Source organism: Bradyrhizobium sp. P5_C11_2 (assembly GCF_054049755.1).
Genome location: NZ_JBFULT010000205.1, coordinates 1 through 11,979, shown reverse-complemented (window position 1 = coordinate 11,979; position 11,979 = coordinate 1). Strand labels below are relative to the sequence as shown.

The 11,979-nt window shown below is 67.0% G+C and carries 8 protein-coding genes and 1 pseudogene; 3 read left to right on the top strand and 6 right to left on the bottom strand.

All coding sequences use genetic code 11. The features are described 5' to 3' along the window. A partial coding sequence (locus ACXJL8_RS19860) for an ATP-dependent DNA helicase RecG (protein WP_456685437.1) occupies positions 1 to 1,509 on the bottom strand: 1,509 nt, incomplete at its 3' end. 256 nt (positions 1,510 to 1,765) lie between these two features. On the opposite strand from ACXJL8_RS19860, the pseudogene ACXJL8_RS19855 reads away from it, so the two are divergent. Beyond that, positions 1,766 to 1,972: pseudogene (locus ACXJL8_RS19855) on the top strand (FAD assembly factor SdhE); the annotation flags it as partial. A gap of 80 nt (positions 1,973 to 2,052) precedes the next feature. Continuing rightward, a complete protein-coding gene (gene mfd, locus ACXJL8_RS19850; RefSeq protein ID WP_456618948.1) occupies positions 2,053 to 5,571 on the top strand; it encodes a transcription-repair coupling factor in 3,519 nt (1,172 codons plus the stop codon). 2 nt (positions 5,572 to 5,573) lie between these two features. Here mfd and ACXJL8_RS19845 read toward each other — a convergent pair whose 3' ends face one another. Genes ACXJL8_RS19845 through ACXJL8_RS19830 form a run of 4 tightly spaced genes read right to left on the bottom strand, consistent with a single transcriptional unit; the run spans position 5,574 to position 9,666 of the window. Next, positions 5,574 to 6,410, bottom strand: a complete 837-nt coding sequence (locus tag ACXJL8_RS19845) for an SDR family oxidoreductase (protein ID WP_456618949.1) — start codon at positions 6,408 to 6,410, stop codon at positions 5,574 to 5,576. Positions 6,411 to 6,467: 57 nt separating this feature from the next. After that, the gene (locus ACXJL8_RS19840) at positions 6,468 to 6,887 is read right to left on the bottom strand and encodes an ester cyclase (protein ID WP_456618950.1); all 420 of its coding nucleotides are present in this window, start codon (positions 6,885 to 6,887) and stop codon (positions 6,468 to 6,470) included. A 57-nt stretch (positions 6,888 to 6,944) separates the two neighbouring features. Continuing rightward, positions 6,945 to 9,185 (bottom strand): molybdopterin cofactor-binding domain-containing protein, encoded by a 2,241-nt coding sequence (locus tag ACXJL8_RS19835; protein ID WP_456618951.1) that lies wholly within the window; start codon positions 9,183 to 9,185, stop codon positions 6,945 to 6,947. A 10-nt stretch (positions 9,186 to 9,195) separates the two neighbouring features. Next, positions 9,196 to 9,666 carry a (2Fe-2S)-binding protein gene (locus tag ACXJL8_RS19830; RefSeq protein ID WP_456618952.1) on the bottom strand — a complete coding sequence of 157 codons (471 nt, stop codon included), beginning with the start codon at positions 9,664 to 9,666 and terminating at the stop codon, positions 9,196 to 9,198. Positions 9,667 to 9,790: 124 nt separating this feature from the next. On the opposite strand from ACXJL8_RS19830, the gene ACXJL8_RS19825 reads away from it, so the two are divergent. Then, a complete protein-coding gene (locus tag ACXJL8_RS19825) occupies positions 9,791 to 10,684 on the top strand; it encodes a LysR family transcriptional regulator (RefSeq protein WP_456618953.1) in 894 nt (297 codons plus the stop codon). Between the two features lie 10 nt (positions 10,685 to 10,694). On the opposite strand, the gene ACXJL8_RS19820 is transcribed toward ACXJL8_RS19825, so the two are convergent. Further along, positions 10,695 to 11,918 (bottom strand): GGDEF domain-containing protein, encoded by a 1,224-nt coding sequence (locus ACXJL8_RS19820; protein ID WP_456618954.1) that lies wholly within the window; start codon positions 11,916 to 11,918, stop codon positions 10,695 to 10,697. Positions 11,919 to 11,979 lie beyond the last annotated feature (61 nt).

Here is an 11,979-nt window from a genome sequence, read left to right as displayed (position 1 = left end):
GGTGAGGTGCTCGGTGCCTTCGGCCTCGGATTCCTCGACCAGCGGGCAGATCCAGTAGACCAGCTTGCCCGCCTGCAGCGCGCGGCCGACGCTCTCCGTGACCTCGTCGAGGCGGCTCATCGAAATGGTGCGGGTTTCGATCGGCTGGCGGCCGGCCGGCTTTTCGCGCAGCTCGGACACATCCATGTCGCCGAAATAGGTCAGCACCAGCGTGCGCGGGATCGGGGTTGCGCTCAGCACCAGCACGTCGACGGCCTCGCCCTTCGAGGTCAGCGCCAGCCGCTCGCGCACGCCGAAGCGGTGCTGCTCGTCGACGATGGCGAGCGCGAGATCGTTGAAGGTCACGTCGTCCTGGATCAGCGCGTGGGTGCCGACGAGCAGGTCGATCTCGCCCTCGGCGAGCCGTGCGAGGAGCTCGCGCCGCTCCTTGCCCTTTTCGCGGCCGGTGAGGATCTCGACCCGTATCCCGGCGGGCTCGGCAAGCGGCGCGATGGTCTTGATGTGCTGGCGCGCCAGAATTTCGGTCGGGGCCATCAGCGCGGCCTGCTTGCCGACTTCGGCCACCGCTGCGGCGGCCAGCAGTGCCACCACGGTCTTGCCGGAGCCGACATCGCCCTGGAGCAGCCGCAGCATGCGCACCGGCTGTTGCAGATCGTCGGCGATGGCTGCCGCGGCGCTGCGCTGGGACGGCGTCAGCGCATAGGGCAGGGCGTCGATGATCCTGCTGCGCAGGTGCCCGTCACCGGCATTGCGCACGCCGGCCGGGCGGCGCAACTGGGCGCGGATCAGGGCGAGCGCGAGCTGGCCGGCGAGCAGTTCGTCAAAGGCGAGGCGCGACCAGTAGGGTTTTTCGGGCAGGATGTCCGTGAGCTCGACCGGCTGATGCACGCGGGTGAGCGCCTCGGCGATCGGCGGGAAATTGCAGCGGCGCAGCACCTCGGGGCTGATCCATTCCGGCAAGGCCGGCAGCTTTTGCAGCGCCTGCGCGACCGCGCGGCGGAGCGAGCCGAGCGCCAGCCCTTCCGTCAAGGGATAGACGGGATCGATGCCAGAGAGCTTGGCGATGGCCTCCTCGTCGAGCACGCGGTCGGGATGCACGATCTGCGGGATGCCGTCATACATCTGGAGCGTGCCGGAGACGAACCGCTTCTCGCCCATCGGCAGCAGCTTCTCGACATAGCCGGGCTTGGCGCGAAAGAAGGTCAGCACGACGTCGCCGGTGTCGTCGCTGGCATAGACCAGATAGGGCGCGCGCGCGTTGCGCGGCGGCGGCGGGCGGTGGCGGTCGACGGTGACCTCCAGCGTGACCATGGTTCCCTGGACGGCATCGCGGATCTTCGGCCGTGCGCGGCGGTCGATGACCTGGCTCGGCAGATGCAGCAGCAGGTCGACCAGCCGCGGCGTCTCATCGCGGCTGAGCAGATAGCGCAGCAGCTTGTCCTGCCTCGGACCGACGCCGGCAAGGCTGGTCACGGCAGCAAACAGCGGATTGAGCAGGCTGGGGCGCATTCTTGCAACATTCGTCATGCGCGGGCTTGCCGTCTTCGCCAAGGCTTCGCCGGCCCGAGGTCGAAAGCCCGGCGAAGCCTTTGGCGGAGCAGGGACCCGCGCATCCATCTTTCAATGACGATGGATTGCCGGGTCAAGCCCGGCAATGACGGTCTCAAACAATTGCCCCAACAAAGGGCTGACACGGGCGGTTCGAGTGGCTATATCACGCCGGCCCGGCACGTCCGGGCTTTTGGCGTTTGACTGGATTTGAGACATGACGGGAACGACACGATCGAGCAGCGGCCTGGACGACCGCCGCAAGCGGCTTCTGTTCCGCTGCTGGCACCGCGGCACGCGCGAGATGGACCTGATTCTCGGCCGCTTCGCCGATGCCGAGATCGGCAACCTGTCCGATGCCGAGCTGGCCGAGCTCGAGCGCCTGCTCGAGGTCAACGATCCCGACCTCTACGCCGCCATCACCGGCGACAAGGTGCTGGCGGCCGACGTCACCGGCGCGCTGTTTGACCGTATCAAGTCGTTTCCGATCGCGGACCGCAACGCATGAAACAGCCGTTGAAGTCGCCGGCCGAGCTGCTCACGCCGGGCCGCGCGCTGACGCTTGCCAACGTCGCCGAAGGCGCCGAGGGCCTCGTCATCTCCGATCTCGCCCGCGCCATCGCGGCGCGGCCGAAGAAGCCGGCGGTCAGCCTCACTGTGATCTGCCGCGACGGTCCGCGCATGCAGCAGCTCGAGCGCGCGCTGCAATTCTTCGCGCCCGATCTGCCGGTGCTCCAGTTCCCGGCCTGGGACTGTCAGCCCTATGACCGCGTGTCGCCGCATGGCGGGGTTCTCGCCCAGCGCCTGACCACGCTGGCGCGGCTCGCCTCGCTCGCCGGCAGCGACAAGCCGCTGATCGTGCTGACGTCGGTGAATGCAATCGTGCAGCGCGTGCCCTCGCGCGATCTGGTCGCGGCGCAGGCGCTGTCGGTTGCGCCCGGCAACGTCGTGCCGATGGACACCATCGTCGCCTGGCTCGAGCACAACGGCTACAACCGCTCCTCGACCGTGCGCGAGCCCGGCGAATATGCTGTGCGCGGCGGCATCCTCGATCTGTTTCCGGCTGGCCTCGACCAGCCCGTCCGCTTCGACTTCTTCGGCGACAGCCTGGAATCGATCCGCTCCTTCGATGCCGAGACCCAGCGCACGCTGCTCGACATGCGCTCGCTCGACCTGGTTCCGATCTCGGAATTCCAGCTCGTCACCGACACCATCCGCCGCTTCCGCATGGGTTATGTCGCCGAATTCGGCGCGCCCGAGCGCGACGATGCGCTCTACGAGGCCGTCAGCGAGGGCCGCCGCCATCCCGGCATGGAGCACTGGCTGCCGCTGTTCCAGGACCGGATGGACACGCTGTTCGACTATCTGCAGGGCGCAGCCGTGGCGATCGAGCCGCAGGCCGAGGACGCCGTCCGCGAGCGCTTCAAGCAGATCCAGGATTATTACGAAGCCCGCCGCGATGCGATGGAGCATCCCGGCGGCGGCGCCATCTACAAGCCCCTGCCGCCGGACCGGCTCTATCTGACCGAGGACGAGTGGGGCAAGCGGCTCGCCGATGTGCCGCTGGCGCGGCTGACGCAGTTTTCGGTGCCTGCCGATGGCGCCACCATCGTCGATGCCGGCGCGCGCAAGGGCCGCGACTTCGCGCCCGAGCGCAACGACACCGCCGTCAACGTGTTCGAGTCCGTGGTCGCGCATGTGATGGCTTTGCACGCCCAGCGCAAGAAGGTCGTGATCGCGCTGTGGAGCGAGGGGTCGCGCGACCGCATGACCTCGATGCTGCGCGACCACAAGCTGACCCACACCACCAGCGTCAACAGCTGGCGGACGGTGCAGGCGACCCCGCGCAATGAGACCATGCTGGCCGTGCTCGGCCTCGAAAGCGGCTTCGAGACCGACGAGATCGCGCTCATCAGCGAGCAGGACATCCTGGGCGACCGCCTGGTGCGGCCGCGCAAGGCGAGCCGCAAGCTCGACAATTTCATCTCGGAGATCACGAGTCTGGCGGCCGGCGACATCGTCGTCCACGCCGACCACGGCATCGGCCGCTTCATCGGCCTCCAGACCCTCGACGTCGCCGGCGCGCCGCATGATTGTCTCGAGCTGCATTATGCCGCCGATGCAAAGCTGTTCCTGCCGGTCGAGAACATCGAGCTGCTGTCGCGCTACGGCTCCGACCAGACCACGGTCGAGCTCGACCGCCTCGGCGGCTCGGGCTGGCAGACCCGAAAAGCAAAACTGAAGAACCGCATCCGCGAGATCGCGGGCGAACTGATCAAGATCGCCGCCGAGCGGCAGTTGCACGAGGCGCCAAAGCTGCCGGTGCAGCCGGGCGTCTATGACGAGTTCTGCGCACGCTTCCCCTATGACGAGACCGAGGACCAGCTAGGGGCCATCGAATCCACGCTGAAGGATCTCGAAAAGGGCCGTCCGATGGACCGGCTGATCTGCGGCGACGTCGGCTTCGGCAAGACCGAGGTGGCCCTGCGCGCCGCGTTTGCGGTGGCGCTCGACGGCAAGCAGGTCGCGGTCGTGGTGCCGACCACGCTGCTCGCGCGCCAGCACCACAGGACGTTTACCGAGCGCTTCAAGGGCTTTCCCGTGCAGGTCGCGCAGGCCTCGCGCCTGGTCCCGACCAAGCAGCTCAACGAGGTCAAGAAGGGGCTCGGCGACGGCTCCGTCGACATCGTCGTCGGCACCCATGCGCTGCTCGGCAAGGCGATCAAGTTCCGCGACCTTGGCCTCCTGATCGTCGACGAGGAGCAGCATTTCGGCGTCAGCCACAAGGAGCGGCTGAAGGCGCTCCGGGCCGAGGTGCATGTGCTGACGCTGTCGGCGACGCCGATCCCGCGGACCTTGCAGCTGGCCCTCACCGGTGTCCGCGAGCTCTCGATCATTGCCTCGCCCCCGGTCGATCGCCTTGCGGTCCGCACCTTCGTCGCCCCGCATGATCTGCTGATGATCCGCGAGGCGCTGCTGCGCGAGCGCTATCGCGGCGGACAGGCGTTCTACGTGGTGCCGCGCATCGACGATCTCGCCGAGGTCAAGGATTTCCTCGACAAGAACGTGCCGGAGATGAAGGTCGCGGTCGCGCACGGGCAGATGCCGCCCGCCGTGATCGAGGACATCATGACCGCGTTCTACGACGGCAAGTTCGACATCCTGCTGTCGACCACCATCGTCGAATCCGGCCTCGACATTCCCAATGCCAACACGCTGATCGTGCATCGCGCCGACATGTTCGGCCTCGCCCAGCTCTACCAGCTCCGCGGCCGTGTCGGCCGCTCCAAGCTGCGCGCCTATGCGCTGTTCACATTGCCGGCGCAGCAGAAGATCACGGCGCAGGCCGAGCGCCGGCTCACCGTGCTGCAATCGCTGGAGACGCTCGGCGCAGGCTTCCAGCTCGCCTCGCACGACCTCGACATCCGCGGTGCCGGCAATATCCTCGGCGAGCAGCAGTCCGGCCACATCAAGGAGGTCGGCTTCGAGCTCTACCAGTCGATGCTGGAAGAGGCGATCGTCAACCTCAAGGCCGGCGTGTCCGAGCCCGCGGCCGACCGCTGGTCGCCGACCATCACGATCGGCATGCCCGTGCTGATCCCGGAGGACTATGTCGGCGATCTCTCGGTACGGCTGTCGCTGTACCGGCGGCTCGCCGATCTCGACAGCGAGGAAGAGATCGAGAATTTCGGCGCCGAGATGCGCGACCGTTTCGGCGTGCTGCCGGACGAGGTCCGCTATCTGTTCAAGGTCGCCGCGATCAAGGCGTTCTGCCGCCAGGCCAATGTCGGGAAGATCGATGCCGGTCCGAAGGGCGCCGTCATCGCCTTCCGCGACAACTCCTTTGCGCATCCCGACCGCCTGGTCACGTTCATCCGCAGCCACGGCCAGGCCGCGAAGGTGCGGCCCGACATGAAGGTGGTGTTCTTCCAGGACTGGGAGACGCCGGAAGAGCGGCTCGCCGGCACCACCGAGATCATGCGGCAGCTGGCGCAGCTCGCGCAGAGCAAGAAGGCGGCGTGACCTCAGAACGAGCCGTCTGTCGACCTGGACAGGTCCACGTAAGCTCGCAATTCCGCAAGGCGAGCTTCGAGGGCCGGGTGGACCACTGCGAGCGCGTCGCTGCCGGCGACGAACTGCCCGGGCGGATTGTCCATGCCGGCGATTTTGACCAGGATGTCACCGAGCCTGGCCGGGTCACCCTGCTGGGCGCCGTGATAGCCTGACCACATGTTTTCGGCGGTGCCTTCCGCGGCGTAGTCCTCGATCGTGCTGCCGGCATATTTGGCGTTGTGCGCATCGAGGAGGTCCGTCCGGAAGAAACCAGGTTCGACCGCCACGATCCTGATACCGAACGGCTCGACCTCGTGGGCCACCGATGCCGACAGGCCTTCGACCGCGAATTTTGCAGCGCTGTAGGCCCCGCAATGCTTGAAGCCGACGATACCCGCGAGGGAGCTGATATTGATGATCCGGCCGGATCTCTGCTTGCGCATCACCGGAAGTACCGCACGCATCACGTACATCACGCCGTAGAAATTGGTCGCGATCAGCCGCTCGATTTCGGCCGTGCTCAACTCCTCGAAATTGCCGAGCAGGCTGTAGCCGGCATTGTTGACGAGAACGTCGACGCGCCCGAACGCCTTGATCGCCGCGTCGACAGCAGGCTTCGCCTGTGCCTCGTCGGCGACGTCCAATGGGACGAATGCGAGATTGTCGCCCGCGACGTCGTTCAGGGCATTGCGGAGCTTGTCGAGGTTGCGGCCAGTCGCAACGACGCGATCGCCGGCCTTCAATGCCGCCTTGACGGTTGCCGCGCCGATGCCGCTTCCGGCACCCGTGATGAACCAGACCTTGCTCATGTTTATTCCTGTTCTCGATGTCGAAAGGGCGCCGTGCCGCGGCCTGCCGGTCGGCCGCTAGTTCGCAGGGACCGCACCTATTTGCTGAAGCAGTCCGAGCAGATCGGGTTGGCCGGTTTCTTCGATGATCTGTCCGTGAGAGAGGCGATAGATGTTCAGGGCCTGGACCGCGATCGTCTTCCCAGTCGATGAGGTGCCGAAGAAGGTGCCAAGGTGCGTGCCTCGCATGGTGAAGCGAGCAGCCACCTTGTCACCTTCGGCGACCATCTCCTCGAGCGTCCATTGAATATCCGGGAAGCCGCCGCGCATCATTTGGATGATTGCGAGGTAGCCCGCTGGGCCTCGCATCGGCTCGCTGCGTCCGGGGACATGGAAGATCGCATCTGGAGAAATGAGCTCCGCGGCCAGAGTCTCGCTGGCGGAGTTGATGAACTCCGTGAAACGGATCATCACTGCCTTGTTCGCCTCTGGTGTCATGACGTCATCTCTCTATTCATTGACGATGCCGATACTCGGAAAACGGCGGCCTGCCGGTCAGGCCAGTTTGAACGGCAACTGACGCAGCGGCTTGCCGGTCAGCCGAGCGATGGCATTGGCGAACGCCGGTGCCAGAGGCGGCAGGCCGGGCTCGCCCATGCCCGTGGGCGGCTCGGCGCTGGGCACGATGTGGACATCGAACTCGGGCATGTCGGTGATCCGCGCGACGGTGTAGCCGTCAAAGTTGCTCTGTTCGACGACGCCGTCCTTGAGCGTGATGGCGGAGCCCGGCAGGCACATGGAGAGACCGGTGACTGCAGCGCCCTGCACCTGGGCCTCCACGGTGCGTGGGTTCACGGCCAGATTACAATGCACGCCTGCCGTCACGCGGTGGAGCACCGGCCGRCCGTCTTTCACCAAGGCTTCCACCACATAGGCCACCACGGAATCGAAGGACTCGTGCACGGCCACGCCCCAGGCCCGGCCCTCGGCCAAGCGCGTCTTGCCGTAGCCGCTCTTCTCCACCGCCAGTTGCAGCGCGTCCCTGTGGCGCAGATGCTTGTCGCCGAACATCCGCATGCGATAGGCGACCGGATCCTGCTGCGTTGCGCGGGCGATCTCGTCGAGCAGGGTCTCCATCACGAAGGCGGTGTGGGTGGAGCCTACGCTGCGCCACCACAGCACCGGCACGTTGAGCTTGGGATGATGCACGGTCAGGCGCATCGGCAGCGGGTAGGGCTCGCGCATGCCTTCCGTCGCGGTGCCGTCGATGCCGTTCTTGACCTGGAACTGCTCGAACACGGAGCCCGTGGTGATGGACTGACCGACAATGACGTGGTCCCAGGCCAGAATGTTGCCGCGCTCGTCGAAGCCGATGCGGGCGCGGTGCAGGTGCATGGGACGGTAAAAGCCGCCCCGCATGTCATCCTCGCGGCTCCACAGCGTGCGCACCGGTGCGTTCAGCCCGGCGGCACGCGCGGCCTTCGCGATCTCGCAGGCCTCGACCACGGTGTCGCTCGTGCTGGAGAAGCGCCGGCCGAAGCCACCGCCGGCCATTTGCACATTCACAGTCACCTGCTCGGGCTTGAGGTTGAGCACACGCGCCGCCGCGCCCGCGTCCAGTCCGGCACACTGGCTGCCGACCCACAGCTCGGCGCGGCCCTCGCTGAGGGCAACAGTGCAGTTTAGGGGCTCCATTGCCGCGTGGGCGAGGTAGGGGAAGACGAACTCGGCTTCCAACTGCCGGGGCGCTGTGGCGAGCGGCGCCATATCGGCGTCGAACTTGCGCGGGCCGGGGCGGCTCGCCAGCTCGCGGTACTGGGCGAGCTGCCGTTCGCTGTCGACCTTCTCCACCTTCGCGGTGTCCCAGCTCAGCTTCAGCGCGTCGCGGCCCTGCGTGGCTTGCCAGTATCCGTCGGCGACCACCGCGACGCCTTCGGCGCCGCCATCCAGCGGCACGCGCAGCACGGCCTTGACGCCCTTGACGGCGCGCGCCGCGCTGTCATCCAGCGCGGCCAAGCGTGCCCCGAACACCGGCGGACGCGCCACGACGGCGGTCAACTGGCCGGGCAGGTGCGTATCGATGCCGAAATCCTGTCGTCCGCTGCTCTTGGCCCGCGCATCCAGGCGCGGCGTGGGGCGGCCGATGATGCGAAAGTCCTTTGGATCCTTCAGCACAACCTTCTCAGGCACAGGCTGCGCCATGGCGGCCGCGGCCAGTTCGCCGTAGCCGAGCTTGCGGCCGCCGGGGCCAAGCACCGTACCGGCCTGCGTGCGCAGGGTGGCCACGTCCACCTTCCAGCGCGCGGCGGCGGCGCCGAGCAGCATGGCCCGTGCGCGTGCGCCGAGTTCGCGATACTGCGAAAAACTGTTCTTGATCGAATGGGAGCCGCCGGTGAGGTGAATGCCGAACAGCGGATCGGCGTAGGCTGGATCGTTGGTGCCGTGCCGGCTGCGCACCAGGCTCCAGTCGGCGTCGAGCTCCTCCGCCAGGATCATCGGCAAGGCGGTGTGGACGCCCTGTCCGAATTCCAGTCGATTGATGGTCACAGTGACTTCACCGTTGCCGGCGATCTGGACGAAGGCTGACGGCTGCTGCGTCGGCTTGAGGGCGCTGGCGGCGTTACCACCACCGGTCGTCGCGCCCATCGCGATATGCGGAAAGGCGCCGAGCGCCAGCCCGGTGGCGCCGGCGAGTTTCAGGAAGCTGCGGCGCGGCAGCGTCTTCACGGTCTGCCCCCGTTCCAGCATGTGCTGGAGCGCGCGCGGCAGTTCACTGTAGTCGATGTTGGGCAACATGGCGGCTCCTTCAGGCGAGCGTGCGGGCGGCGTCCGCCACGGCGGCGCGGATGCGGACATAGGTGCCGCAGCGGCAGATGTTGCCGGCCATGGCCTCGTCGATGCTGTCGGCGGTGGGTTGCTGGCCGCGGGGCAGCGATTTGAGGAAGGCAATGGCGCTCATGATCTGGCCGCTCTGGCAGTAGCCGCACTGCGCCACGTCGTGCTTGACCCAGGCTGCATGCACGGCGGCACCGATGCGATCGGTCCCGTCGGTCGCCGCCTCGATGGTGGTGAGCTTTTTGCCCTCGGCGTCGGAGACGGGCGTGATGCAGGAACGAATGGCCTCGCCATTCATATGCACCGTGCAGGCGCCGCACTGGGCGGCGCCGCAGCCGAACTTGGTTCCCGTCAGCCCGATGACGTCGCGCAGCGCCCAGAGCAGGGGCATCGCAGGATCGGCATCGATCGTGACCTCGCGGTTGTTCACTATAAGCTTCATGCATTTTGCTCCTACGGACTATCGAGCAGACCAGAGGCCAGGGCCCGCACACAGCCAGATAACCCTGGTTGTCGATTCCGATTAGTCGCTATAATCCACATAAGCTTATGTATGCGGTGCATGAATGAAGCGAGACGATCTCTATGACCTCGCCGCCTTTGCCGTGGTCGCGGAGCAGGGCAGTTTCACCCGCGCGGCGGCCGAGCTCGGCATGTCGCAATCGGCGCTGAGCCATGCCATGAAGGCCCTGGAGGAGCGGCTCGGGGTGCGGCTGCTGTCGCGGACCACGCGCTCGGTGTCGACGACAGAGGCGGGCGAGACGCTGCTGCGTTCGCTGCGTCCCGCGCTGGACGAAATCTCCTCGGGCGTAAACGCGGTCGGCGCTCTGCGCGGCAAGCCGTCCGGCACCGTCCGCGTCACGGCAACCAAGCACGCGGTCTCATCCGTCGTGATGCCGGTCCTGCCGCGTTTTCTTGCGGCACATCCCGATATCCGCGTGGACATGATCGTCGATGACAATCTGACCGACATCGTCGCGGAGCGCATCGACGCCGGCATCCGATTTGGCGACATCGTCGAGAAGGACATGATCGCCGTCCGCATCGGACCAGACATCCGGATGGCCGTGGTCGGCGCCCCCTCGTATTTCGCAGACCATCCCGCGCCCAGGACGCCCCGCGAGCTCGCCGGCCATCGTTGCATCAACTACCGGCACGTCAGAACGGGTGGGCTTTACGCCTGGGACTTTGAAGAGAGGGGGCGGCCGTTCGAGGTTCGCGTCGAGGGGCCGCTCGTGTTCAACAACGCCGATCTGACTCGCGAGGCCGCCCTGGCGGGGCAAGGCATTGCGTATGTCTACGCGGATGAGGTGGCGGCGGACGTCCGGGCCGGGCGGCTCAAGCGAATTCTGGAGAGATGGTGCCCGACCTTCCCCGGCTATTACCTCTATCATCCCAGCCGGCGGCAGACGCCACCGGCCTTGGCCGCACTCATCGGTGCGCTTCGCTACAAGCCGTAGGCGCGGGCATCTAAGATGCTGCGCGGGACGCATCGGCTGACAGCCGCCCGAGCAGCGACCGCGCCGTATCCGACGGCGACAGCGAATCCACGCTGACGACGGGATCGCTGCGCATCTCGTGCTTGCCGTTCGAGGTGTGGCGCATCACCGCGGACAGGCGGCGGGCGATCATGTGCGCGGTGCGGAAGTCGGTCTCGGCGAACACGACGATCACCGAACCGTCCTTCTGGGCTGTGCCAAAGTCCATCTGCCGCATCAGGCGGCTCAGGATCCGCGCGGCGTCGAGCTGCGCGCGGGGATTGCCGGGATCGAAGGCGAAGCGCGCCACCGACAGGCCGCCGCCGCGGGCGAGCGTCTGCTCGACCGCCTTGGAAAAATCGCGGGCGAAGGCTTCCGTGGTCAGGAGCCCGCTGCGCGGATCGAGCCAGCCGCCGGCGTCGATCGAGCGCAACGTGCGGCTCAGTTGCGCTTCCATCGCGTGCTGGCGGATCAGGGGCAGCGCATTGGCGGCGACTTTCGCCGGCTCGCCCGGGATCAGCTCGAGATTGGGCAGGTCGTAGCTTTGCGTGAGCTGGTGTGCGGTGAGGATCACGGGCAGGCTGCGGAAGCGGGTGTCCTCGGCGAGCACCGTGAGAAAGGCGTCGGCGACGCGCGCGGTAAAACCTTCGGCGAGCACGACGCCGTCGATGTCGCGGGTGTTGAGATGTTTTGCGGCGGCCTCGATCGAGAGCGCGCCGACGACGCCGACGCGTTCACCGAGCGCGACGGAGAGTGCGGGATAGGCCGCGCCGCGGCCGATCAGGAGCACGGTGGCATCGCGCGCGGGATCGGCCTCCGGCAGCGCGACCTTCACCTCCGGCAGCCGGCGCAGCACCGTGGCATGCAGGGTGCGCACCCGGAGCGCAGCGCGCAACCGTGCGACCAGGCGGTCCGGATTGCCGCTGCGCGAGGAAAAGGGCAGGGCGTTCTGAGGCAGCATACCCGCCGCATCGAGCGCCACGAAGGGAAGGTAGGGCAATTGATCGGCGATCTTGTTCGCGAGCGACGCCATATGCGGCTCATGTCCGCCATTCGCCGCGGCAAGAACCGCGGCCGGCTGCACCTGCTCGACAGCGCGCGCGGCGCTGGCCCAATCGCTGTCGACGACGGGAAACAGCCGCGCCTCGTCCAGCGCCGCAATGAAGGCCGGCCGCTCGGCATTGGACACAAACAGGATCGGGCCAGCCTGGGACATCGCAAACTCTGATCACGCAACAGGTGCTGCGCAATCTAGTTTGGCCGCCTTAATGCAGCGT